Source organism: Acinetobacter variabilis, from assembly GCF_000369625.1.
In the GTDB taxonomy this organism is placed as follows: domain Bacteria; phylum Pseudomonadota; class Gammaproteobacteria; order Pseudomonadales; family Moraxellaceae; genus Acinetobacter; species Acinetobacter variabilis.
In genome coordinates this window covers 118,406-143,609 of the sequence record NZ_KB850112.1, presented here as the reverse complement: position 1 = coordinate 143,609, position 25,204 = coordinate 118,406, and the positions used below count along the sequence as shown (strand labels likewise).

At 39.3% G+C, this 25,204-nt stretch carries 25 protein-coding genes and 1 pseudogene; 15 read left to right on the top strand and 11 right to left on the bottom strand.

Annotation, left to right across the window (positions count from 1 at the left end; translation table 11 throughout):
• Nucleotides 1-8: 8 nt before the first annotated feature.
• The 9 genes from F897_RS03265 to tviB are packed head-to-tail and all read right to left on the bottom strand — an operon-like array spanning nt 9 to nt 9,042.
• Complete coding sequence (locus tag F897_RS03265; protein WP_005233245.1) at nt 9-1,178, bottom strand: DegT/DnrJ/EryC1/StrS family aminotransferase; 1,170 nt, start codon at nt 1,176-1,178, stop codon at nt 9-11.
• Between the two features lie 31 nt (nt 1,179-1,209).
• Complete coding sequence (locus F897_RS03260; RefSeq protein WP_005233243.1) at nt 1,210-1,866, bottom strand: NeuD/PglB/VioB family sugar acetyltransferase; 657 nt, start codon at nt 1,864-1,866, stop codon at nt 1,210-1,212.
• A complete protein-coding gene (locus tag F897_RS03255; RefSeq protein WP_005233242.1) occupies nt 1,859-2,470 on the bottom strand; it encodes a sugar transferase in 612 nt (203 codons plus the stop codon). Before F897_RS03255 ends, F897_RS03260 begins: the two co-directional genes overlap by 8 nt.
• Complete coding sequence (locus tag F897_RS03250; RefSeq protein WP_005233240.1) at nt 2,471-3,595, bottom strand: glycosyltransferase family 4 protein; 1,125 nt, start codon at nt 3,593-3,595, stop codon at nt 2,471-2,473.
• The gene (locus F897_RS16785) at nt 3,592-4,455 is read right to left on the bottom strand and encodes a glycosyltransferase family 2 protein (protein ID WP_005233237.1); all 864 of its coding nucleotides are present in this window, start codon (nt 4,453-4,455) and stop codon (nt 3,592-3,594) included. Before F897_RS16785 ends, F897_RS03250 begins: the two co-directional genes overlap by 4 nt.
• Nucleotides 4,436-5,479: a glycosyltransferase gene (locus F897_RS03240; protein ID WP_005233236.1), complete on the bottom strand. Its 1,044-nt coding sequence runs from the start codon at nt 5,477-5,479 to the stop codon at nt 4,436-4,438. The genes F897_RS16785 and F897_RS03240 overlap by 20 nt, the downstream gene beginning before the upstream one ends.
• A gap of 11 nt (nt 5,480-5,490) precedes the next feature.
• Nucleotides 5,491-6,540 (bottom strand): EpsG family protein, encoded by a 1,050-nt coding sequence (locus tag F897_RS03235; RefSeq protein WP_005233228.1) that lies wholly within the window; start codon nt 6,538-6,540, stop codon nt 5,491-5,493.
• 4 nt (nt 6,541-6,544) lie between these two features.
• Nucleotides 6,545-7,768 carry a lipopolysaccharide biosynthesis protein gene (locus F897_RS03230; protein WP_005233226.1) on the bottom strand — a complete coding sequence of 408 codons (1,224 nt, stop codon included), beginning with the start codon at nt 7,766-7,768 and terminating at the stop codon, nt 6,545-6,547.
• Nucleotides 7,765-9,042 (bottom strand): Vi polysaccharide biosynthesis UDP-N-acetylglucosamine C-6 dehydrogenase TviB, encoded by a 1,278-nt coding sequence (gene tviB, locus F897_RS03225; RefSeq protein WP_005233224.1) that lies wholly within the window; start codon nt 9,040-9,042, stop codon nt 7,765-7,767. Before tviB ends, F897_RS03230 begins: the two co-directional genes overlap by 4 nt.
• A gap of 299 nt (nt 9,043-9,341) precedes the next feature.
• Here tviB and F897_RS03220 point away from each other — a divergent pair, with 299 nt between their 5' ends.
• The 13 genes and pseudogenes from F897_RS03220 to ahr all read left to right on the top strand — a co-directional run bounded on the left by F897_RS03220 (nt 9,342) and on the right by ahr (nt 21,376).
• Nucleotides 9,342-10,445, top strand: coding sequence for a polysaccharide biosynthesis/export family protein (locus tag F897_RS03220; protein WP_171065440.1), 1,104 nt, complete (start codon nt 9,342-9,344; stop codon nt 10,443-10,445).
• A complete protein-coding gene (locus F897_RS03215) occupies nt 10,445-10,873 on the top strand; it encodes a low molecular weight protein-tyrosine-phosphatase (protein ID WP_005233219.1) in 429 nt (142 codons plus the stop codon). The genes F897_RS03220 and F897_RS03215 overlap by 1 nt, the downstream gene beginning before the upstream one ends.
• Nucleotides 10,874-10,909: 36 nt before the next feature.
• Nucleotides 10,910-13,093, top strand: coding sequence for a polysaccharide biosynthesis tyrosine autokinase (locus F897_RS03210; RefSeq protein WP_005233217.1), 2,184 nt, complete (start codon nt 10,910-10,912; stop codon nt 13,091-13,093).
• A 146-nt stretch (nt 13,094-13,239) separates the two neighbouring features.
• Nucleotides 13,240-14,686 (top strand): annotated as a pseudogene (locus tag F897_RS03205) (capsule assembly Wzi family protein).
• A 231-nt stretch (nt 14,687-14,917) separates the two neighbouring features.
• On the top strand, nt 14,918-15,622 hold the full coding sequence (locus F897_RS03200) for a BamJ family beta-barrel-assembly machinery protein (protein WP_005233208.1): 705 nt from the start codon (nt 14,918-14,920) through the stop codon (nt 15,620-15,622).
• A gap of 48 nt (nt 15,623-15,670) precedes the next feature.
• Nucleotides 15,671-16,360: a BamJ family beta-barrel-assembly machinery protein gene (locus F897_RS03195; RefSeq protein ID WP_005233205.1), complete on the top strand. Its 690-nt coding sequence runs from the start codon at nt 15,671-15,673 to the stop codon at nt 16,358-16,360.
• 163 nt (nt 16,361-16,523) lie between these two features.
• Nucleotides 16,524-17,258, top strand: coding sequence for a dienelactone hydrolase family protein (locus F897_RS03190; RefSeq protein ID WP_005233204.1), 735 nt, complete (start codon nt 16,524-16,526; stop codon nt 17,256-17,258).
• A gap of 79 nt (nt 17,259-17,337) precedes the next feature.
• Nucleotides 17,338-17,697, top strand: a complete 360-nt coding sequence (locus F897_RS03185; RefSeq protein ID WP_005233203.1) for an HIT family protein — start codon at nt 17,338-17,340, stop codon at nt 17,695-17,697.
• 166 nt (nt 17,698-17,863) lie between these two features.
• Nucleotides 17,864-18,892, top strand: coding sequence for an A/G-specific adenine glycosylase (mutY, locus tag F897_RS03180; RefSeq protein WP_005233202.1), 1,029 nt, complete (start codon nt 17,864-17,866; stop codon nt 18,890-18,892).
• Nucleotides 18,893-18,981: 89 nt separating this feature from the next.
• A complete protein-coding gene (locus F897_RS03175; protein ID WP_171064776.1) occupies nt 18,982-19,485 on the top strand; it encodes a M23 family metallopeptidase in 504 nt (167 codons plus the stop codon).
• Nucleotides 19,486-19,500: 15 nt separating this feature from the next.
• Entirely contained in the window at nt 19,501-19,746 is a 246-nt protein-coding gene (locus F897_RS03170) for a hypothetical protein (RefSeq protein WP_004780440.1), read from the top strand.
• Between the two features lie 21 nt (nt 19,747-19,767).
• On the top strand, nt 19,768-20,349 hold the full coding sequence (locus F897_RS03165; RefSeq protein WP_004780438.1) for a DNA-3-methyladenine glycosylase I: 582 nt from the start codon (nt 19,768-19,770) through the stop codon (nt 20,347-20,349).
• 4 nt (nt 20,350-20,353) lie between these two features.
• The gene (gene ahr / locus F897_RS03160) at nt 20,354-21,376 is read left to right on the top strand and encodes an NADPH-dependent aldehyde reductase Ahr (RefSeq protein WP_005233201.1); all 1,023 of its coding nucleotides are present in this window, start codon (nt 20,354-20,356) and stop codon (nt 21,374-21,376) included.
• An 85-nt stretch (nt 21,377-21,461) separates the two neighbouring features.
• On the opposite strand, the gene F897_RS03155 is transcribed toward ahr, so the two are convergent.
• A complete protein-coding gene (locus F897_RS03155; protein ID WP_005233200.1) occupies nt 21,462-22,352 on the bottom strand; it encodes a LysR family transcriptional regulator in 891 nt (296 codons plus the stop codon).
• Nucleotides 22,353-22,465: 113 nt separating this feature from the next.
• On the opposite strand from F897_RS03155, the gene dkgB reads away from it, so the two are divergent.
• Nucleotides 22,466-23,272, top strand: coding sequence for a 2,5-didehydrogluconate reductase DkgB (dkgB, locus tag F897_RS03150; protein WP_005233199.1), 807 nt, complete (start codon nt 22,466-22,468; stop codon nt 23,270-23,272).
• Nucleotides 23,273-23,281: 9 nt separating this feature from the next.
• Complete coding sequence (locus tag F897_RS03145) at nt 23,282-24,457, top strand: MFS transporter (RefSeq protein WP_005233197.1); 1,176 nt, start codon at nt 23,282-23,284, stop codon at nt 24,455-24,457.
• Between the two features lie 52 nt (nt 24,458-24,509).
• On the opposite strand, the gene F897_RS03140 is transcribed toward F897_RS03145, so the two are convergent.
• A complete protein-coding gene (locus F897_RS03140) occupies nt 24,510-25,154 on the bottom strand; it encodes an START domain-containing protein (RefSeq protein ID WP_005233194.1) in 645 nt (214 codons plus the stop codon).
• Nucleotides 25,155-25,204 lie beyond the last annotated feature (50 nt).

Sequence of the window (25,204 nt, the reverse complement as noted above, 5' to 3'; positions counted from 1 at the left end):
CTAGAGAATTATATGCGACTAATCACCTGCTGAATAACATCTTTAGTTGTTTGAATATTATTTTCTGTTAACGTTGGATGCACTAGGAACATTAGACTGGTTTCACCCAGTTTTTGAGCATTCTTTAAACGTTCTTTCGGACGCCATGGAGTATCATCAAAAGCATGCTCCAGGTAGACTTCTGAACAAGACCCACTAAAACATGGTACACCTTCGGCATTAATTTCAGTCATGATTCGGTCACGTGACCAGCCTTCTGGTAAAGCATCAGTATTAACTTGTACATAGCATTTATAAGCAGCATGTACATAATCATCTGATGGACGATGAACTGTAAAATATGGACTATCTGCAAATGCAGCATAAATTTTTTCCATATTTGCATTACGCTGTGCTGTCCATTCGGACATCTTTTTCAATTGAATCCGTCCAATCACAGCCTGCATTTCCATCATGCGCCAGTTGGTACCAAATGAATCATGCAACCAACGGAAACCCGGCGGATGCTGTTTATTATATATACTGTCAAAATTCTTGCCATGGTCTTTATAGGACCACATTTTTTTCCATAAATTTTCATCATTGGTGGTGACCATACCGCCTTCACCGCCTGTGGTCATGATCTTGTCCTGACAGAAAGACCAGGCTGCGATATGACCAATTGAACCGGCCGATTTACCTTTATATTTCGCGCCATGCGCCTGTGCACAGTCTTCAATCACATACAGGCCTTTATCGGCAGCCAACTGCATGATCGGATCCATATCGCACATCCAGCCTGCCAGATGCACACAGATAATCGCTTTGGTATTTGGGGTAAGTACCGCTTCAATAGTTTGAGCAGAAATATTTTGTGAATCCAGTTCAACATCGGCGAAAATCGGATTTGCCCCAGCAGTCACAATCGAGCTAGCCGAGGCCAAGAAGGTGCGTGAGGTGACAATCACATCATCCCCTGCACCAATGCCTAGTGCCTTAAGTGCAACATCCAGCGCGACCGTTCCATTGGCTAAAGCCACTGCATATTTGGTTTCTGCGAACCGGGCAAATTCTTTTTCGAACTCGCGGCATTCCTGTCCGGTCCAGTAGTTGACTTTATTAGACAACAAAACCTGGGAAACCGCATCCGCTTCTTCCTGAGTAAAACTTGGCCATGGTTCAAATGCAGTGTTTAACATGATCTTTCCTGAATTTTTAAAATTTAAAAACTTATTTTTTCTCTAGAATTCTTGCTGGATTGCCGACAACTGTCACACCCGGTGGAACGCTCTTGGTGACCACAGCACCCATACCGACCACAGCACCCTTACCAATCACTAAAGGCTTGTCAGGTGTACCCTGTTTAATCACAGCACCTGTACCAATATAGGCGTGATCTTCAATATGGATATTGCCATTGCATTTCACTCCGGGAGCAAAGGTGACGTAATCGCCAATGATGCAATCATGCTCAACATAACTGTATAAATTGGCATGAAAACATTTGCCAATCTTGATATTGGAAGTCAGAGTCACAAAGGGGCTTAAAGCAGCACCGAGGGCAATTTCTATTGCATCCATGCGCACGACATTATCTGCCTGAACCGTCCATAGTTCAATTGAATCCTGTTCAAGTTTTTTAGCTATTTTTTCACGGATCTGACTATTGGCAATCGCAATGAGAACTGACTTTCTATCAGCCTTTAGATTTTTAAATGCTGCATAATTTAACGCGCTATGTCCATTAACCGTCATTTCTTCGATCAGACTGTCATCTATAAAATAGATTTTGGCATTTATATTCTGACGCTGTAATTGCTGGCGAGCCACAGGCATCAAGCTTCGGCCACAACCTGAAGCGCCATACACGGCATAGATTTCAGTCATGAAGATTGTCCGTTTTTGTACCGGTAAATTTGGTCATGGTCGCTTCACCCTCGGCACTGATATCATCTTTTACTAAAACTTTATGTACCGTTTTAAACATGATTTTAAAGTCGAGCCAAATCGACTGATTTTCCACATACCAGGTATCCAGTTTAAATTTTTCTTCCCAACTAATGGCATTACGTCCGTTGACCTGCGCGTGCCCCGTCATGCCCGGTCTTACATCATGGCGTTTGGCCTGTTCAGGGCTGTAAAGCGGCAGGTATTCCATCAGCAGAGGGCGTGGGCCGACAATACTCATATCGCCCTTAATGACATTCCAGAGTTCTGGCATTTCATCCAGACTGGTGGAGCGCAGCATTTGACCAAAAGGCGTTAAACGCTCACTGTCCGGTAATGGGTTACCCTGCTCGTCCACAGCATCTTTCATGGTGCGGAACTTGATCATTTCAAAGGGCTTGCCATGTAAGCCGGGACGCACCTGGCGAAACAATACTGGCGAACCAAGATTTTTTTTCACTTTATAAGCCATAAAGGCATAAAGTGGTGAAAGCAGAATTAGGGCAATGGAGGCGATGATAATATCGAGTAAGCGTTTTAGCATTTATAGACCTAAGATATTAATTAACCGTTGATTAACTTTTTTAGCATCAAATTTTTCAACGGCAATTTTATAACTTTCAGCACCCATTAGTTGGATTTGTTCTGGATGTTCAATGAAATAAATCATTTTTTCTGCCAAAGCTTCAGGGTTCCATTTCGGCACTAAAAATCCATTTACACCATCTACAACCGTTTCTCTACAACCAGGCACATCTGTGGTAATAATTGCGCGCCCAATAGCCATAGCTTCTTGTGTGCTTCTTGGTACACCCTCTCGGTAATAAGAAGGTAAAACAAAAACGCTAGAATTTTCTATCCACTCAGAAACATTACTAACATGTCCTGGATATTCAATAATATTGTTTTTTACCAAACTTTCTAGCTCCTCCTGTTTAAGACTCCCCAATGCATCTTTATCAATAGCACCTAATACAGTGAACTTAACTAAAGGATATTTTTCCTTCACAATTTTAGCTGCTTTGATGTAATCATGAATTCCTTTCTCTGCAAGTAAGCGTGCAATAAAGATAAAGGAAATATCAGAAGTAAAGTCTGTAGAATATTTATAATGATCCAAATTCAAACCTATTCCTCCTAAAACCTCAACCTTTTTTACGTTAATCGCATGTTGTTGTAGCAAGTCTATGGGATCATCAGGATTTAAAAAAATAAGTTGATCAAGCTGCGGTAAAGCCATTTTATATAAAAAAATCTGTATTTTTTTTATAAGTTGTATTTTTTTACTTAAGCCTTCAGGCTGGTCTGTAAATGTATAACCTAAACCTTCGAGCATACCCACCACACGTGGAACTTTAGCCAATTTAGCTGCTAATGTACCAAAAATGACAGGCTTGGAAAAATAAGAAAACACCATATTAGGATTGATTTCTTTAATTTTTCTAGAAAGTTGATAGGTTGATATAATATCTGGAAGCGGGTTTAATCCCCCCCGATTAAGTGGATAAGTAACAGGAATCGCACCTAATACCTTAATTCTTTCTAAGTCCTGTTCTGTATAATCACATGTAAAAGCATAAACTCTATAACCCTTATTAACTAAAGCTTTGATTAGATCTGAGCGAAAACCGTAAAAACTAGATGCAACTGTACCTATAATAACAATCATACTTTAGATCTCAACATTTCGAGATTTTTTCTAAACTCAATAGAAAGCTGTTCTGAAATTGGTAGGGATCTAATACGAAGAGCTTTATCGAAACCATAAAGCTTAACAATTAAAATTAGCCTTAAAAGTTTTACATATTCTAAAGAAAAATTTATTATTGCTGTAATTGGATATGTACTAATAAACTTTAAATAACTTTTTGCACTAAACTGATAACTATCTGATATCTTTTTATAATTATTTGATATGTATTCATCGTAAACGTAACCAGGGAAATTAAGCTTAGCATATTTTCTACCTAACATAATACGTCTTAAAAAGTCCATATCTTGACCTAACTTAAATTCACTATCATAGGTATGATTTCTGACAATATTACGTCTAAACATACTACTTGCATGAGGTACAGGAACTTTTGTAGGTTTGTTAAAAGATAATATTCTATTATCACCAACTCCTCTAACACCAACACATTGATTATTTTTTTGTATAACCATTCCACAAGAAACTAAATCAACATCAGGATTATTTATAAAAAATTTAACTTGGTTTTCTAATTTATCGTGATAATACCAATCATCTGCATCCAGCATAGCAATTAAATCACCCTGACATTTTTCTAAGGCAAATTGACGGGCAACACCACGTCCTTTATTTTGTTCAAAAGAGAAAATCTTAAGGCGAGGCTCTTGAGAAGCAAGCTCATTTAAAATATTTAAGGTATTATCAGTAGAACCATCATTTACAATGATACACTCCCAATTAGAATAGGTCTGATATATTAAAGATTTAATAGCATTAATAATAGTTTTCTCAGCGTTAAAAGCTGGCATCATTATGCTAACCATTAATTCTTTCATATGTATAAATTTCCTCTAAAAAATTTAAATTATCCTCTATATCAAATTTTTCAATATTTATATTAATTTTAGATATAGACTTATAGCAAGATTTTATTGCCATAAACCACTTTTCATATGAATAATCCTCTACAAAAAATGCCCCACCTATATTAACCTCTTTAGGAATATTTTGAGAGCATATACAAAAACAACCGTTCATTTGTGCTTCTAATGAAACTAAACCCAAGCCCTCACTTAATGAAGGGAAAACCATTAACCCATTAAATTTTTCTAATATCTCGTTTACATTATTACAAAAACCTAATATTTCTACATTATTTTTTAAATTATGTATTTCTATTTTATTTTCTATTTCTTTTCGTAAATTTCCATCACCCACTATGTATAGTTTGTAATCTGGGTCTATTTTTACAATGTAATTCATTAGATCTATAGTGAAAAAATAATTTTTCTCACTAACAAATCGCCCTACCTGAATTATTTTTTTGCTCATGCACTCTATTCTTTTATTATGATCTAGTGGAGCAAGAGTAAACCCACAAGGCATTACTATATAATTTTTTAATTGAGTTTTACCTACATTATCAGAGACTGCAATTCTATGAGTAGAAAAGTTATTAGCAAGCCATAACATAATTTTCTCATAAATTTTATAAAAAAACCCATTTCTATTTTTCTTCATAGAGTGGAAATGAACAATTCTCTTCTTAATTAAACATAAGTATGCACTAAAAGTTAATACTCCATTAAAGTTATGTTGGTGCATATGTACAACATCAATTTTATATTCTTTACAAATCTTTCTCATTTGTAGAAAGTTAATAAATAAATTTTTAGAAATATTTTCTTTAATTAAAGTGCAATTTTGATTTAAAAATTCATTCTCCAGCTTACCTATATAATTTTCATCACAGTTACTCCAAAGAAATATTTTATTTTTTTTGTTTCGTTTACAAATCTCTAAAAGCCATTTCTCAACCCCACCAAAATTCAATTTACCCACTATATATAAGACATTCATAATCAGTTAACTCAATCTAAATAATAAGGATATAAGCCACCATATTTTATAGTGCTTATATAAAAATATATAGTAGAAAAAACAATAAATATTAAATATGCCATTACTCTACTATCCTTACTGAATTTATGAATAATATATGGCCACATTAATATTAAAGTCCAAGTAAAATATTTACTCAACCTCATCAAACCTGACGCAGAATAACCATTTAAAAAAGAAAAAAATGCAACAATGAAACCCAAATAAAATATATTTAAATATATGGTAAATTCTTCACCTTTATTTTTAATCCAGTAAATCAAAAAGAATAAAAAATTTATTAAAAGAAAAACAACTTCTCCCCCTCCAGAATTTTCTGTTTTAAAATCTGAGTAATCTTCATATTTTTCATTTAGACCACCAGCAATATTAAAAATATAACTCACTCCAAAAGCAAAAAACAAAGTCCACAATATATTTATAAGAATTCTAGTTTTTGTAGAGGAAAAAATCAAAAATGGAACAATAAGAAATACCAAACAACTAGTATGAATTGTACTAGCTACTAATACTATAATAGAAGGAAGAAATACCTTTTTTTCCTTATAAAAATAAAATGCTAGCATACAAAACATTATTGCTAATGCCTGCCGCAAACCATTATATATAAAAGTATAGTAACCAAATGCTATAAAAACTAACCAACTAAGCTCATAATTAATAGATGTTCTTTTGGAAAAAAAATCAAATAAAAATAGATAAAAAGCATTTAAAAAAAATAAGAAAAAATTATAGTTTAATCCAATGGTATTAAAAATATAACATATATAAATAAAGCCTTTTTCGGTAATACTATAAAATCTAGAGTTCTTCAGATCAGAAAAACTTTCCACCTCAAATGACTGATATATATTTTCATACATAAAATTATCAGTGCCTACATTTATACCTCTAATAGCTGAAAAAATTGACAATATTAATATTAAAAAAAACACTATATTTATTTTTTTTTCAGATAGCAATTTATTAGTAAGCAAGATAATCATACTAAAAAAAACTATCAACATATATGGAAGCATTATATTACCTGCTCAAAAAAAATATAGCTTTTAATTTCAAAATAAAATATTTTCGAGTATCTTTTGACAATAAATCAAATATTAAACTTGAAAATATTATGGTAAATAAAATTGCAAAACACAGACCTATAACTCCACCAATTGATATTAAGTAGTAAGTAGATATAACACTAAACATAAAAGTCAATATAGTTCTTTTTAAATAAAGCATTTGCAAATTATCTATAATCATAAACTTACTATTAGCTATTCTAAGACTAGAAAATGGTATACATAGACTTAAAATAATAGCTACAATTATCCACCTAGTTTCCATTAGATTTTTATAATTTAATATTATTAAAGAGAATAGCAATACCAAAGCACCGAGAAGTAACCCTCCATAAAATGATATTCTGTATAGCTTTAATTCATTTCTATCTCCATTTTTATTATTATAAACAAGTATAATCATTAATGAACTCAATATAACACTTGGAAGTACATAAGACTGCTCTACCAACCTACTTATAAGGGAGTATTTACCTAACACAGAGATATCGAAATTTTTATTAATTAAATAATAATCAACTCTAGCACTTAAAATAAACAATACAGAAGAAACCCATAATGGCACACAATATAAAAAATTTTCTAGAATACTCTTTAATTTAATTTCTAGTTCTTTTTTATTGATTTGCATTATAAATGGTATAAAAGCTATAAATATATTCTCAAAAACAAAAACTATTCCTAAAAAATAAACTTGATTTTCTACTCTAGAGATTAAAATTATCTTAATAGTAAAAAATAATACAGCACACAATAAAGTATAGAATGAGAGTATTTTACCTCTTGCTTGAGCCTCCATTTTTGCATGGGAAACTATAAACATACTAAAAAATACAGCTAATAAATATATATACTTTTCATTTAAAGATCTAAAAAAAAATATTGTTAATACTGAAAAAATAAAAAAATAAAATGATTTTAAAAAAATCATTTCTAAAAGCGTAGGTGGCCTTTCATCCAGAAGTTTTTTCATAACCACTTCATCTAGACCACCAGAGACAATTGCACATCCAAGTAAAGCATATGCATAATGCAAACTATAATTTCCATATACTTCTGGCTCTAGAATAATACCTAAAGCTATAAAGAGCACTAAGTTAAATAATATTTTTATTAACTTTTGACCCAGTATATATTTAATGCTTTTTTTCAGGCTTTCTTTAAAAGAAGAAATCATAAACGAATGACATTCTCCATAATATTAAAGCTACTTTTTAAGTCATATACTATAGACTTTTCTTTAGATAGTTTTTTTATAGACCTAATTCCCATTTCTAAAAATTCTGAATGTGAAACAGCAACTATAATTGCATCATATTCATTATTTTTGAGTTCTTTTATAGGAATAATCCCATATTCGCTAAATGCCTCTTCACTATTGACCCATGGATCATAGATATCTAAATCGAGATCATATTCTTTCAGAGCATTGACCATATCTACTATTTTAGTATTACGTATATCAGGACAGTTTTCCTTAAAGCTTAATCCCATAATTAAAATTTTAGAACCTACTACTTGAATACGTTTTTTTACCATTTCTTTAATTAATTGAGTAGCAACATATTCTCCCATACGGTCGTTCAAACGGCGTGCCGCGAGGATAATTTCAGGATGCAAACCCAAAGATTGAGCCTTATGTGTTAAGTAATACGGATCCACCCCAATACAGTGTCCACCGACTAAACCTGGACGGAATGGCAAGAAATTCCATTTGGTACCGGCAGCCTGCAAAACTGCTTCCGTATCAATTCCCATTTTATTAAAGATCACGGCCAGTTCATTAATCAGAGCAATGTTGACATCACGCTGGGTATTTTCAATGACTTTTGCTGCTTCAGCCACTTTAATGCTAGTCGCTTTATGCGTACCTGCCTCAATCACTAGGTTATATACCTGATCGACAAACTCAGCGACTTCAGGGGTAGAACCTGAGGTAATTTTCAGAATATTGGTCACTCGGTGCAGTTTATCGCCCGGGTTAATTCGCTCCGGGCTATAACCGGCAAAGAAGTCCTGATTGAACGTCAGGCCTGATACCTGTTCCAGAACCGGAATACAGGTCTCTTCAGTGGCTCCAGGATATACCGTAGACTCATACACCACCACATCGCCTTTTTTAAGTACGTGGCCAATACTGGTCGAAGCCTTAACAAGAGGCGTTAAATCTGGCTGTTTAAATTCATCAATAGGGGTAGGCACAGTCACAATAAAAAAGTTACAGCTTTTTAAATCTTCTAAATTTGCTGAATAACTGAGCTGATTTGCCTGTTTGAGTTCTTCTGGGGAAACTTCAAGAGTATGGTCTTGGCCACTTTTAAGTTCATCAATTCGTTTTTGGTAGATGTCAAAACCAACTACAGGTACTTTTTTCCCAAATTCTACTGCCAATGGTAAGCCCACATAGCCTAGACCAATCACCGCAATTTTTAAATCTGCAATAGATAGCATTTCAACGCCTTATTTATATACTGTACTTATGAAGATTAAATCCTTCGGCAAGCATACTAGCAGAAAACTATGAAATTTCTATTATGATTTGTGCTCTAATTACCTTAAAAATATTCTGGTGTATGTTTTATGTTAGAATCCATTATGTTATTTGCACCTACTCAAATAATTTATATCTTCAATACCATTTAATTTTTTCATAAACTAGAAGATAGTTATAAATTGCTATGTATATGTTCACTAACTTGGGTAGAATAGCTGCAATTTTAAAATTTAAAAATTACTATTCGGGAAAACGTGTGCGACACTTTCAATTAGTTGCTTTATTGGCATGTGGCATTGCTACTACAGGGTGTGCAGTCACCTCTGGTCTACAAACATACGACTTACCTAGTGAAGGTATGTATCAAACTGACCTAGGTACCTCAGTGAATGTCATTAAACTGACTCAGGACTCTATTGTTGCAGTTCAGCCTGCTGTACAGAATATTCAACAGGACTATGCACATCTTTTTAATACAGCACAGCACCAATACAACCTCAGTTCAGGTGATATTTTATCTATTTACTTATGGGCTTACCCTGAAATTACCCCACCTACCAATGCTATTAACAATGAAAAGGCTGTCGAATCTAACGGTTATCAAATTGACTCACTGGGCTATATTCAATTTCCCATTATTGGACGTTACAAAGCTGCAGGGAAATCTTTAACACAAGTCAACCGCGAATTACGTAGTCAGCTGTCACGCTATTTAAAAACGCCTGACGTTATTGTACGAGTTCTCTCCTATCAGGGTCAGCGCTATTCCGTTCAGGGTAATGTTATGAGAGGTGGGCAGTTTTATTTAAGTGATCAACCTGTCAGCGTGTACACCGCATTAGGTATGGCCGGTGGGGTCAATGCACAACAAGGTGATAATGCTTCTATGACATTGGTTCGTCAGGGACGCAGCTACAATTTAAATACTGTAGAACTAGAAAAAGCGGGCCTATCCCTGCATAACTTACTCATTCAACCCAATGACACCTTATATGTCAACAACCGTGAAAACCAGAAAATCTATGTGATGGGTGAATCAGGGAAAAACCAGTCCCTCCCTATACGTGATCAAGGCATGAGCCTGAGTGATGTCTTAGGTGAGAGCTTAGGACTTAACCCGCTTTCTGCCAGTCGCAGCAAAGTTTATGTGGTGCGTAATCAGCCGAATGCTGTGCATACAGAAGTCTACCAGATGGATTTGACCAGTATTGCTGACTTTGGTTTGGCCAATCAGTTTAAAATGCGCAGCAATGATATTGTCTATATTGATGCATCTGGCTTGGCACGCTGGCAGCGTGTCGTAAATCAGATCATTCCATTCTCTAGTGTTTTATATCAACTAGATAACTTGGGCCAATAATGAAAATTAATAATATTTTAGTCATTTGTATTGGCAACATTTGTCGTAGTCCTATGGCAGAGTACTTTTTAAAACAGCAATATCCTCAATTACAGATCGAATCTGCGGGTATTTCAGGTTTGATCGGACATGCAGCAGATGAAAAAGCCAGTCTGTGTATGCAACGTTTCGGAATTGATATGAGTTCGCATGTGGCTAAAAAACTGAATGCAGAGCTAATTAAAAAAGCTGATTTGGTTTTAGTGATGAGTCAAAATCAGCAAAAGTATATCGAACAGACTTGGCCTTTTGCCAAAGGTAAAACATTCAGGCTTGGCCACTGGCAAGGAAAAAATGTTGCCGATCCTTATCAGCATGATCAAGCATTCTTTGATGAAACTTGTCAACTCATTCAGGACTGTATTGCTGACTGGAAAAAATATATTTAAGTTTTTTAATATTTTCACTTTTTTGATATTTAAATTATGAGCCAAACCGCCAACACCGAAGACACCATTGACTTAAAGGAATTATTTTTTTCCTTAATTGCACAATGGAAACTGATTGCCCTATGTATTATTTTAAGTTTGGTCTGTGCCTTACTCTACTTAAAAACCACACCGGATACCTATGCGGTCGATGCAATGGTTCAAGTTGAAGACAATAAAGGAGCATCAGCAGCTTTATTAGGTGACTTATCCAGTATGATTGAGCAAAAATCCCCTGCTCAAGCTGAAATTGAAATCTTAAAATCACGTTTGGTGCTGGGTACAGTCATCGATCGTTTAAATCTCAATATTCGAGTTTCAGGTAGAGAAGACAGTTTCTGGAATCGTTTAATCGCCAAGCATGAATATGCGACAGAATATTCAGAAAAATCGGTATTATTTAAAGATAATCAAAAAAAATTTGATATCCGCCAGTTTGAGATTCCACCATATTTTCAGGATAAAAATTTAATCTTAAGTTTTGAATCAGGAAAATATAACCTGACAGACTCTATTACAAATCAAGTTGTTTTCTCGGCACCTTTAAATCAGATCAGTCAATTACAATCAGAATATGGTCTCTGGAAAGTGGCTATTTTTAGTCAAGACAGTTTTGATGCAGCCTATAATATTCGCAAGCAAAGCCTACCTTCTGCGATGCAAACTTTAACTGCCAGCTATTCAGTGGCTGAAAAAGGAAAAATGACTGGTGTACTAGGTCTGAACTATCAAGGTGAGGACAAACAGCATATTACGCAAGTCTTGAATGCAATTCTTACAGCTTATAGCCATCAGAATATTGAACGCCGCTCGGCTGAAACCGCTCAAACGCTTAAATTTCTAGAAGATCAACTCCCTGAACTAAAACAGCAACTTGATGTTGCAGAGCGTGAATTCAACCGCTTTCGTCAACAATATAATACGGTTGATGTGACCAAAGAATCAGAATTGTACTTAACTCAAAGTATTACATTAGAAACACAAAAAGCTGAACTAGAACAGCGTGTTGCAGAAGCTTCAGCTAAATATACGGGTGAGCATCCGGTGATGCAGCAAATGAATGCCCAACTTGGTGCCATCAATAGCAAAATTGCAGAACTGGATGGGACTTTAAGACGTTTACCTGAGTTACAACGTCAATACTTACAATTGTTCCGTGAAGTCGAAGTTAAACAGCAACTATATACCGGACTATTGAATTCCTATCAGCAACTCAGGATTGCCAAAGCGGGTGAAATTGGCAATGTGCGTATTGTCGATACTGCAGTCGAGCCCATTGAACCAATTAAACCTAAAAAATTGATTGTTTTAATTTTATCGCTGTTTGTCGGTGGTTTTATTGGTGTTTTACTAGCATTACTTAAAAATATGATGCGTTCAGGTATTAAAGACGCAGCTCAAATCGAAAATGAGCTTGATCTGCCAGTCTATGCTACGGTGCCGCGCTCTGCTATTCAAGAAAGCCGCATTAAACTATTGAAGAAGAAAAAGAGTATTCCTATTCTTGCAGTTAAAGATAGTGGTGATATTGCCATTGAAAGCCTGCGTAGTATGCGAACAGCGATTCATTTTGCCTTAATGAATGCGACCAATAATGTGATTGCCATTTCTGGCCCTGCACCTGAAATTGGTAAATCATTTATTACCACTAACCTTGCTACTATTTTAGCGCAAGGGGGAAAACGGGTCTTGGTGATTGATGGTGATATGCGTCGTGGTTATTTACATAAGTACTTTAACGCCCAGGTACAGCCAGGTTTAGCAGAATTATTGAATCATCAATACAGCTATGAACATATCATACAAAGCTCTACAGTAGAAAACCTGTTCTTTGTTACACGCGGTAAGAGTCCGGTCAACCCATCTGAACTATTAAGTACTGATCAATTCAAGACTTTCCTGGATCAGGCCTCTGCTCATTTTGATCATATCCTGATTGACACGCCACCCATCCTTGCAGTGACAGATGGTATTATTATTGCGCAATATGCGGGTGTAAATTTATTGATTGCCCGTCATGGTAAAACACAAATCAAAGAGCTGGAAATCACTGTGAATCGTTTTGAACAGGCCAATGTCAAAGTGAATGGCGTGATTCTGAATGATGTACAAAAAGGGGCGGCAGGTAGCTATGGTTATAATTATGCTTATGCTTATACCGCGAATAAAGACAATGACTAATTCATTGTAAGCTTTGATTTCACATCCTACCTTAAGCAGGGTGTGAAATCACCCTCTATTACATTTATGCCAAACGATCATTGTTGAAAAAATCAACTAAAAAACCTATCGTGGTTACAGTTTAAAAGTCCTGAGAATATACAAGAATGTTTAAATCAAAAACACTGCTCCTCGCCAGCTTGGCATTAAGTTCCTCACTCACCTTTGCTCAAGGTATCGTTTTAAATGACCAAAACCTGCGTACCGATTTAAGCTGATTAAATCAGCAAGGCGTTATTCAAATTAGTACGTCAACTTGGCCAATGAGTGGTGATGAAATTCAACGCGCCCTTTCTCAGGCAAAAATCAGCAATACCAATCAACAAAAAGTCATTGATTCAGTCATGGCTCATTTGAATACCAACAACCAGTTAATCAAAGCATCCTTGTTTGCTGAGACAGATCAAAAAAATATTCCTCAACCCTTTGGTGACCAGCAAAAAGCTCAATACCAAGCGGGTATAGAGTTGAATACAGGCAATCAAAATTGGGATGCCAGACTGCGCGTGAGTGCAGAAAAAGCCCCCCAGATTGATAATGATCAAGATGTGAATGTGGAAGAGTCTTACCTCGCAGTTAAATTGTGGAATCAATGGCTGATTGCTGGACAAATTCCGACCTACTGGGGACCCGGTCATGATGGCAGCTTAATTCGGGGTGATGCCAGTCGTCCTGTGTATGGTGTGACCATGCAGCGTGCCGAACAGGATGCTTTTACAAACAAATGGCTCTCCTGGATTGGACCTTGGCAATATCAAGCCTTTGCCGGACAACTGGATGACTACGATGCTGTACCTGATGCTAAATTAATTGGCTTACGTGTCACCGCACAACCTTTACCCTATTTGGAGCTGGGTGCATCACGTGCTATTCAATGGGGGGGGTGAAGGACGACCTGAAAGTCTGAGCTCACTTTGGGATGCTTCTGTCGGTAATAAAGACAATGGTGGCACAGGTGAACCTGACCCATCCAATCAAATCGCCGGTTTTGATGCACGCTTAAATCTACAGCCACTGCTGCAAGTCCCAATGGGGATGTATGCACAATATATTGGTGAAGATGAGGCCGGTGGCTTACCAGCCAAAAAAATGTATTTGGCTGGGGTCGATTATTCTTCTAGCTATAATAATATGCCTTTCCAGCTGTACACTGAATGGACAGATACCCGTACTAATGGTAGTGCTGATGGCATCTCATACAACCATCATGTTTATACCGATGGTTTTTACCAGCATGGTTACCCATTAGCACATGCGATGGGTGGTGATGGTCAAATGATTTCTGTAGGTGGTGATATTCGTTTCGATCGCCTTAATCGTGTTAATGCTCGAGTACTGTTTGCCAAGTTGAATGAATCCAACCGAACTACTAATTTAGCTTTTCCAGCGCAAGATGAGTTAAAAGCTGTTGATGTGAGCTGGATCCATTATTTACGTCCGGATATCCCACTGAAATTAAATGGCTGGATTAGCGATTCAGACCTACGTGGTAATGATGGCGGTGCATCGATTAGAATTGAATTTCCTTTAGAAAAAGGCTTATTTTCCTACTAAGTTCTTTGCAAAAGATACTTTTAGTTGTGACAATCATTGTTCCTAGACAATCTCTAACAATGATTGAATCCTGAAAAATTAAAAAACCAGCATTGGCTGGTTTTTTATCTTTTATTTTTAAACACAGCAGGTGCATTTGCTTGCTAAAAATCCACGCACTCTACAAGATTTCTTAAAATTTTCTGCTAAGATGGACTGAACCTCAACGATAACATTAGATTGGAAAAATACATGAGTAAGGCCTTACCGATTGCCGTCGCTGTTCTTTTAGGCGGTGCCGCGCTAGTACCTGTTTACTATGCAACTCAAAACCCTGCTACTCAAACTACAAAAGCATCTAAAGATGCCTCTGCTGTCTCTAAAATCAGCTATGCACTCGGTTATGAAGTGGCGCATCAGACTCCTCCTGAGCTGGACATTAACAGTTTTGTGACCGGTGTACGTGAAGGACATGCGCGTTCTGCACCTGCCTATACGGAAGAAGAATTACAGGCAGCTTATGAGCAGTTCCAGAAAGAAATGCAACAAAAGCAGCTTGATAGTGCAAAACAGGCTCAAGCTTCAAGTGATACTTTCCTGACTGAAAATGCGAAAAAGGCAGGTATTAAAACAACTGCTTCCGGCTTACAGTACCAAGTCACGAAAGAAGGTACAGGTAAACAGCCAAAAGCCTCTTCAATTGTGAAAGTACATTACACTGGTAAACTGGTAGATGGCACTGTATTTGACAGTTCAGTAGAACGCGGTGAACCGATCGAGTTTCCATTAAATCAAGTCATTCCAGGCTGGACTGAAGGTCTGCAGCTGATGAAAGAAGGCGGTAAGGCAATTCTATATATTCCGTCAAATCTGGGTTATGGTGAACAGGGTGTCCCTGGTACGATTCCTCCGCATAGCACTTTGATTTTTGATGTGGAATTAATCGAAGTAAAATAATACAAATAGGGAGAGCGACCAGCTCTCCTTTATTTTTGAGAATTGATAATGAAAATACAAATCAGTTTAATGGTTTTGCTGCTCAGTTCAGGCAGCCTTTTTGCTAAAGAGATCAATAATACAAGTAGTGAAGCTGAGAAGATTGGTTACAGCTTTGGTTATCTGATGGGTCGCAGTAATGCAGACACTTTAAAGGATCTTGATTTAGATGCATTTAGCCAGGGCTTAAAGACAGCCGCTGCTGGACAAAAATCCAGTTTAAGCGATGAAGAAATGACCCAAGTGCTGACTCAGTATAAACGTCAAAGTGATGCCAAAGAACTGATTGTGCTGAAACAGAAAGCTGAAGAAAATGCCAAAGCTGGCAAAGCATTCTTGCAGGAAAATGCGAAAAAGCCAGGCGTTAAAACTACCAAATCTGGTCTGCAATACCTGGTACTGAAAGAAGGTAAAGGGAAATCACCAAGTGCTAACAGTAATGTCCGTGTGCATTATGAAGGTCGCCTGATTGATGGTACCGTTTTTGACAGTTCGATTGCCCGCCAGCAGCCAGTCGATTTCCGTACCACCCAAGTGATTACTGGCTGGACAGAAGGCTTACAGCTCATGAAAGTCGGTGCTAAATACCGCTTCTTTATCCCCGCTGATCTGGCCTATGGACAGATTGGTTCGGGAGATATCATTGAACCAAATAGTACCCTGATTTTTGATATCGAATTACTGGAAATTATTAAATAAAAATTCCTTTAATTGTAAAAGTTAAAAAGAGAGGCAAATTATTTGCCTCTCTTTTTTTGTACTGATGAGAAACGAATTAGTTGGAGCTTTTCATGTATATTCATAGCAGTTTTGCTATTTTATAGTTTAATCAAAATATTCAACAACAATAGAGGACTTCAGCATGGCAGCAATCAAGACCCGCGAAATTCAATATACTGCGCAGGATGGCAGCACTTTGATTGGTTATTTTGCCGCACCGGAAACTGATGCACCTGTAGCCGGTGTTATCGTGGCACCCGAATGGTGGGGCCGCAATGACTATACTGAACAGCGTGCCCGTGAACTGGCGGAACATGGGTATGCCGCGCTGGCAATTGATATGTATGGTGACAAGAAAGTAACCACCAGCTCTGATCAGGCCTATCAATGGATGATGCAGACTTTCGAAGATCCGGACACTATCGTGAACCGTGCGAAAGCTGCTTTAGATACTTTGGCGGCACAGGATGAAGTCAATCCGGAAAAACTGGCGGCAATTGGTTTCTGTTACGGCGGTAAAGTGGCTCTGGATCTGGCTCGCTCAAATGCGCCTTTAAAAGCTGTGGCTACTTTCCATGCCAACCTATCTCCTAAAGCACCTGCACAAGAAGGCCAGGTACAGGCAGAAATTCTGGTTCTACATGGTGAAAAGGACAGTATGGTGAGCCTGGATGATGTCGCCAGCTTTAAAGAAGAAATGCAGGCGGCTAAGGTCGAGCATAATGTGATTGTATTTGAAAATGCCAAGCATGGATTTAGCAACCCGCTTGCGGATGAGCGCGCCAAGGCCAATGGTGTCGATCTGGGCTACAATGCTGAAGCAGAAAAACAAAGCTTGGCTGCCATGTATGAATTACTGGCACGACAACTCGCCTAATAACAGATAAATTGATCCGGCTCATGATCGAACTGGGTCATACCTGAAAAAAATAAATTCAATGAAAGGAGCCAATATCATGACTGAAAATAACTGCCCGTACTGTAATTTTGACGAATACGATATTCTGGCTAAAAATGATTTTGCTGTCGTGTTACCTGAACCCAACTCCCTGTCCAAAGGACATTATGTAGTTACTCCATTACGTCATGTGGCGTCATTTTTTGAAATCACAGATAAAGAACGTAAGAGCATGATGTCCTTACTTGAACAGGCTCGTAATGAATTGCAATTACGCTATCAGCCTTCCGGTTTTCATGTCGGGTTTAATGATGGCGAAGTATTTCAGGAAAAATCAGAACATTTACACATTCATATTATCCCACGTTATGAAGGCAAGGTATTAAAGCTGGATGCACGCTGGGGCATTGAAGAATAAGAATTTAAATTTTTTTCCCGAGTGAATGCTTTTCGAAGTGTTCACTTGTCCCTTCCATTTATTCATTTTTACTCTTTTTCAGTCTTGCTGTTTTAGCAGACTTTTCATCTTTTAGCTGGGTCTCTTCAGTTATACTAGGCCTCGTTTTCCAGTTTGTTCTATCTTCATGTTTGTATTTTCAGATGCCCTTTTAGAATGGTTTGATGTGCATGGCCGCCATGATTTGCCGTGGCAAGTGGCCGATGATCCCTATAAGGTCTGGGTCTCTGAAATCATGCTACAGCAGACTCAGGTCAAAACCGTGCTGCAATATTTTGAGCGGTTTATTCAGCGTTTTCCGACAGTACAGGACTTAGGTACAGCTTCGTGGGATGAGGTTGCGCCCTATTGGGCTGGGCTGGGCTATTATGCCCGTGCCCGCAATTTGCATAAGGCAGCCGGTATTGTGGCAAGTCAGGGCCATTTCCCGATGAGCCTGGAAGAATGGATCGCCCTGCCCGGCATTGGCCGCTCAACCGCGGGAGCCTTAATGTCTTTGGGTTTACGTCAGTACGGCGTAATCATGGATGGCAACGTCAAACGGGTGCTGGCACGGTTTTTTGCGATCGAAGATGATCTGTCTAAACCAGTACATGAACGTGCCTTGTGGGAGCTTGCTGAACAGCTCTGCCCGGTTGATCGGAATCATGACTATACCCAGGCGATTATGGATCTCGGTGCGACTGTCTGTACTCCAAAAAAGCCTTTATGCCTGTATTGCCCAATGCAGCAACATTGCAAGGCACATCAGCAGGGTCTGGAAAATGAATTGCCCTTTAAAAAAGCCAAAAAGCCGGTACCGGTCAAAGCAGCTCAAGTGCTGTTGATCCAATCAGGTGATGAATGGCTATGGCAGCAACGTCCTAATAGTGGTCTTTGGGGTGGGCTTTGGTGTCTGCCAATTATTGAAGACACTCATGCATTTGAACAACTGTGCCAGCAACTGGGTCTGAAAAATCTCGTACAAAAGACCCAGATCAGCCACAGTTTTACCCATTTTACCTGGCAGCTTGAAGCCATGGTTTTTGCAGTCGATGAAGATCAGCAGGAACATCTGGCAATTGAGTTACAAGGCTTCTGGATGAACCCGGAAACTGCAGTCAATGCAGGTATTCCAACCGCCATGAAAAAATTGATTTCTACCGTAAATTTATGACATAGTCTGGAACAAGAAGAATCAACTGGCCTCATTTAAGGATAAATATTTTGCGCCATTCTCTTGCGTTTGTCGGGCTTTCTTTGGTGATGTTATTTCTGGTGGCGTGTAGTAGCGCACCGAAACATCCTTCTGCGGTTCAGCTTAATCCGGCATTGGTCAAAAAACTGAATCATATGCGTATGCCCTCTTCTCTGCCGATTCCGGTAGATCGGGTCCAGGCTCGTGAATTGAAAGATACTTGGGGAGCTTCGCGTAGTAGCGGCCGTTTGCATGAGGGCATTGATATTCTGGCTCCACGTGGAACCAAGGTTCGTAGTGCGACGCCTGGTCTGATCGCAGATTTACGGAATAACAATTTGGGTGGTAAAGTAGTCTGGATTCTGGGTCCAGGCGGCACTTGGCATTATTATGCACATCTGGATGGTCATAAGCGTGGCCTGAAAGTCGGTAACTATGTCAAAAAGGGCGATGTCATTGGTTATGTCGGCAATACTGGCAATGCCCGCCATACCGCGCCACATCTGCATTATGGTCTCTATTTAAATGGTAAGGGCCGTGGTGTCGTTAACCCTTATCCATATTTACGTTAATTTTAGGAAGTTTACATGTCAGAAGCGTTGATCAACCGTCTGGTCGAATTTGCAGAATCAGGCAATCAACAGAAAATCGTACTCAATGGCCAGACCTATCAGGGCTGGATCATGGAAATTACTGAAGAGGCGCTTCTGATCAGTACCGGTTATGCCGACAAAAGTGGTAAGGATATGTGGATCCAGTTCAGTGATCTGCAGCAGGCAGAACTGTCCTACTGGGATAATCAGCAAGATCAGTGGACGACATTTAAATTATAAGATAATCAAAAGGAGCATCCCTTGACGATCCAACGCTGTGGCTGGTGCTCTGATGATCCCCTCTATACTGCCTACCATGATCAGGAATGGGGACAGGCGCTGCATGATGAAAAACGCCTGTTTGAAATGCTGTGTCTGGAAGGTCAGCAGGCCGGTTTAGCCTGGATTACCGTACTCAGAAAACGTGAATCTTATCGGAAACATTTCTTTCAATATTCTATTGAAACGATTGCTTCTTTTACAGATGAGCAACTCACCGCAAAACTGCAAGATGCTAGTCTAATCCGGCATATTGGTAAACTGACTGCAATTCGCGATAATGCCCGGGCCTGGCAACAGCTTAAATCTCAAGAGATTGATGTGGTCACATGGTTATGGTCCTTTGCCCAGCAGCCCCGATTGAATAATGATGTGGCAGATTATCACCAGGCTCCGGCACAAACCATTGAAAGCCAGAACATGTCCAAAGCCTTAAAAAAAGCAGGCTTTAAGTTTGTCGGTCCTACGATCTGTTATGCCTTTATGCAGGCAGTCGGCATGGTCGATGACCATGAAAATCACTGTCACTTTAAAACAATATCCTCCCATTCAAATAAGAGCTGAACCTATGTCCAATAATACTATTCAAGCCTATGCCGCAATGTCTGCGGGTGCCGCCCTGGAACCTTATCAATTTGATGCGGGTGAACTTCAGCCGCATCAGGTCGAAGTGAAAGTTGAATACTGCGGCCTATGTCATTCTGATATTTCAGTACTCAATAATGACTGGAGATCTTCAGTATATCCTGTGGTGGCCGGACATGAAGTGATTGGTACCATTACGCAACTGGGTTCTGAAGCTAAAGGTCTAAAAGTAGGTCAACGTGTCGGTATTGGCTGGACTGCGGAAAACTGCCAACATTGTGATTCCTGTATTTCAGGTCAGCAAGTGCTGTGTACCGGTGGTCAGGTTGCAACCATCGTCGGTCATGCAGGCGGTTTTGCGGATAAAGTCCGTGCTGGCTGGCAATGGGCAATTCCCTTACCTGAAGATCTGGATCCGGAAAGTGCCGGTCCCCTGCTCTGTGGCGGGATTACCGTATTTGATCCGATTCTGAAACATCAGATTCAGGCTATTCACCACGTTGGTGTCATTGGTATTGGCGGTTTGGGACATATGGCGATCAAGCTGCTGAAAGCTTGGGGTTGTGAAATTACCGCCTTTACTTCAAATCTGGATAAAACTGATGAACTAAAAGCCATGGGTGCAGACCATGTAGTAAATAGTCGTGACCCAGCAGCGCTTAAACTGCTTCGTGGTAAATTTGATCTATTAATGAGTACTGTGAATGTCACATTGGACTGGCAGGCTTATTTATCAACACTGGCACCAAATGGCACTGTACATATGCTGGGCTTACCACTGGAACCCATGCAAATTTCTGCAGGTTCACTAATTGGTGGTGCTAAATCAGTGACTGGCTCGCCGACAGGTTCACCAGCAGCTTTACGTCAATTATTAAAATTTGCGGCACGTAAAAATATTGCGCCACAAATTGAGTTATTCCCAATGTCGGAAATTAATACTGCGATTGAACGTCTGCACTCAGGCAAAGCCCGTTACCGGATTGTACTGAAAGCCGATTTCTAATTTGTACCAATTATCAGTAAATCTAGATCTGCCCTAGCCTCATGTTAGGGCAGATTTTTTATGGCTTTATTTGTAAATAATTGATTTATAAATATTTAGACAACTTCTGAGCCAGAAATTCAATAAATAAATGCACCCGTTTAGGCAAATGCTCCTGACGGTAATAGACTGCATGAATTTTTTGATAATGCAGCTCAATCTGGTCTTCAAATAGCGCCTCTAAACGACCCGCATGTAAATCATCCTCGACCAGAAAGCGTGACAGACAGGTAATACCCACCCCATATAAAGCCAATTGACGAACCGTTTCCCCATTAGGTGCTCTAATCTTTGGCTTTACAATGATAGGTTCGCCATCCAGCCGAATCGGCCAGGTGTTCAGATGCGTAGGCTGACTAAATCCCAACAAAGTGTGTTCCGATAAATCCACCACTGATTGCGGTCTGCCCTTTTGCTGTAAATATTCAGGGCTGGCCACAATATACAAACGGCTGCGGCATAATAATCTGGCATGCAGGCTGGAATCATGCAGTTCTCCAAAACGGATCGCAACATCGGTTTTATGTTCCAGCAGATCAATCACCTGATCATGATTATTCAGTTCAATTTCAATCTGGGGATAGCGCTGCATAAATTCCTGAATTAGTGGCACGATTACATGCAGCACAAAAGGGGTGGCTGAATCGACCCGAATCAATCCTGACGTATCACTATCTGATTTCAGCAAAGCATCTTCAGCTTCTGCCAGATCATTGAGAATTTTGCGCGCCTTTTCTAGAAATAGCTGGCCTTCTTGAGTCAGTTTCAGCTTACGTGTGGTTCTTTCTAAAAGAGTAACATTTAACTTATTTTCCAGACGTTGCAATGCCCGACTGACACCCGAAGTGGTTTGTCCCAAACGCTCTGCCGCCATGACAATAGAACCACTATCCACAATAGTGACAAAAGCCTGTAATTCTTCAATCGTCGATTTCATTTGTCACTCTTTTATTGATTTTCGGTCAATAATATTTTGCAAATTCAGCTATTTTTTCGCAACAATAAAAAGCACAAAATACTCAACATCGAAAATACTTAAAGATTAAAGCTATGAATATTGTTCCTCAATTTGGTGTCGGTACCTTTCGCCTGTCTGGACAGACCGTCATTGATTCAGTCAAAACAGCACTGGAAGTCGGTTATCGCGCTGTAGATACGGCACAGATTTATGCCAATGAAGCAGAAGTGGGTCAGGCCATTGCAGAAAGTCAGGTTAATCGTAACGAGCTGTTCATTACCACCAAAATCTGGACAGATAATTACGCACCAGACAAACTGATTCCAAGTCTCAAAGAGAGTCTACATAAACTACGTACCGATGCAGTCAATCTAACGCTCATTCATTGGCCTGCACCTCGTTTAGGCGTTCAAATTCCTGAGCTGATGCAGACTTTATTAGAAGCCAAACAGCAAGGTCTGACTGAGCATATTGGTGTGTCCAATTTCAATATTGAGCTGACCCAGCAAGCGATTGATAGTATTGGTCTGGAGCATATCGCCACTAACCAGATTGAACTCAGTCCTTATTTACAAAATCAGCGTCTGGTGAATTTCCTACAAGCACAGAATATTGATGTCACCTCTTATATGACACTAGCTTATGGCAAAGTGCTGAATGATCCTGTCCTGCAAGGAATTGCTGTCCAGCATCAGGCTTCGACTGCACAAATTGTACTGGCTTGGGCCTTGCAAGAAGGTTTTGCGGTGATTCCTTCTTCAACCAAACGTGAACATCTACTTGCCAATCTGGCAGCGCAGGAGATACAGCTGACTCAAGAAGAAATGGCCTTGATCAGCACCCTGGAGCGTAATGGCCGCGAAGTCGATCCGGAACAACTGGCACCTATCTGGGACTAAGCAGAAACCATGAAAATTAATTTTCCTTTGCTTGCACTGGCGGTTGGCGCCTTTGCAATTGGTACCACTGAATTCTCTCCTATGGGTTTTCTGCCAGAAATCGCTCGTGATCTGGAGATTTCGATTCCTCGTGCCGGGATGCTAATCAGTGCCTATGCTTTAGGTGTGATGTTGGGTGCACCGCTAATGACCCTCTGGTTAAGCCGTTATTCTAAACGTAAATCTCTCATTTTACTGATGGCGATTTTTACGATTGGTAATATTCTGGCGACATTAGCGCCTAATTATCTGGGATTGATGGGGGCACGCATCATCACCAGCCTGAACCATGGTGCTTTCTTTGGGATTGGTTCAGTTGTCGCTGCCAGTGTCGTTCCGAAAGATAAACAGGCCAGCGCCGTGGCCATGATGTTTATGGGCCTGACCATTGCCAATATTGGCGGGGTGCCACTAGCAACCTGGATAGGACAACATATCGGCTGGCGTATGGCTTTTCTGGGTATTTCCCTGCTTGGTTTGCTAACCATGTTCTCCTTATGGAAAGCCTTGCCTGAAGGCCAAAGCAGCCAGAAACCGGATGTAAGGCAGGAACTGGAAGTCCTGACCCGCCTGCCTGTCGTTTTAGCTTTATTAACTACCGTGATGAGTGCGGGGGCCATGTTTGCCCTATACACTTATATTGCGCCAAGTCTGCAAAGCTTTACTCAAGCCTCACCGGCATTAATTACTCTAATGCTGGTACTGATTGGAGTAGGTTTCTCGATTGGTAATCATCTGGGTGGCAAGTTTGCAGATCTATCCTTAGATAAAACCCTGATTGGCTTTTTAATCTTGCTTATGCTGATGATGCTGCTCTTCCCGATTCTGGCAAGCACAGCTCTTGGTGCAGGTCTGGCATTAATCATCTGGGGTGCTGCTGCCTTTGCCGTGGTTCCACCTTTACAAATGCGAGTCATGTCTGTGGCTTATGATGCGCCTGGACTGGCTTCTTCGGTAAATATTGGTGCTTTCAATCTTGGAAATGCTTTGGGTGCGATCGCGGGTGCCAGTGTGCTGGATTTGGGACTTAGCTATAGTGCGGTTTCATTTGCCGGTGCTGGGCTCAGTGCTGTTGCTTTGCTTTTAGTTTTAATTCAAATGAAACTGGTCCCACAGCAAGACATAACTGCGCAACAATGCTCTTGAAATTCCCTTCATAAAAAAGTCCGCCTAATGCGGACTTTTTTATATTGGCCATTTAGCGTAAAGCTTCGGGTAACACAGGCGTTGCCACAGGTTTAGCCAGTTCGGTTTTCATCTTTTGCAGCATCTGATAAGGCTGCTGCTGCACAAACATATTCACAAAGGTTAAAGGAATCGAACCTTCAGGATTGGCATAGCCATAAGTCGATACCTTGACCTTGTTATTGGCCAGTTTCAGGAAAGTCCAGTCTCCCTGATAATCAGTCAAACGCACATAATTCGGGTTTAGGGCATACCCAGTCTGAATCGCTTTATTCTTAATGGTGATCTGGCCATTGGCATCCTTGATCATTTTACCCTGCACAATCAGATCACGATCTTTTAAAGGAAATGGAAAATCCAGCACCATATACAGGGTGAAATCGCCTTTTTTATCATCACGCGATAGTACCTTGATACTGCCCATATAAGGCACCCATTTCACTGCATGATCAACATCCAGAATCAGAGAAACAGCATTCTCAATCGGGACATTGTAGGTGGTTTCGGCTTTATAGAGAAAAACGGGATTACGCTCATCCTGATAGGTCCAGACTTTAATATTATTTTTATTAATGCTGAGCTTGGCATTCTGCACAGAGGTCGACTGTGCTGTAGCGGCAAAGGCTACAGCACACGCCATTAATATTAATTTCTTCATTCCATTGTCATCTTATTTTAGTTTTAAGTTATTTTTATATAGGATTTTGA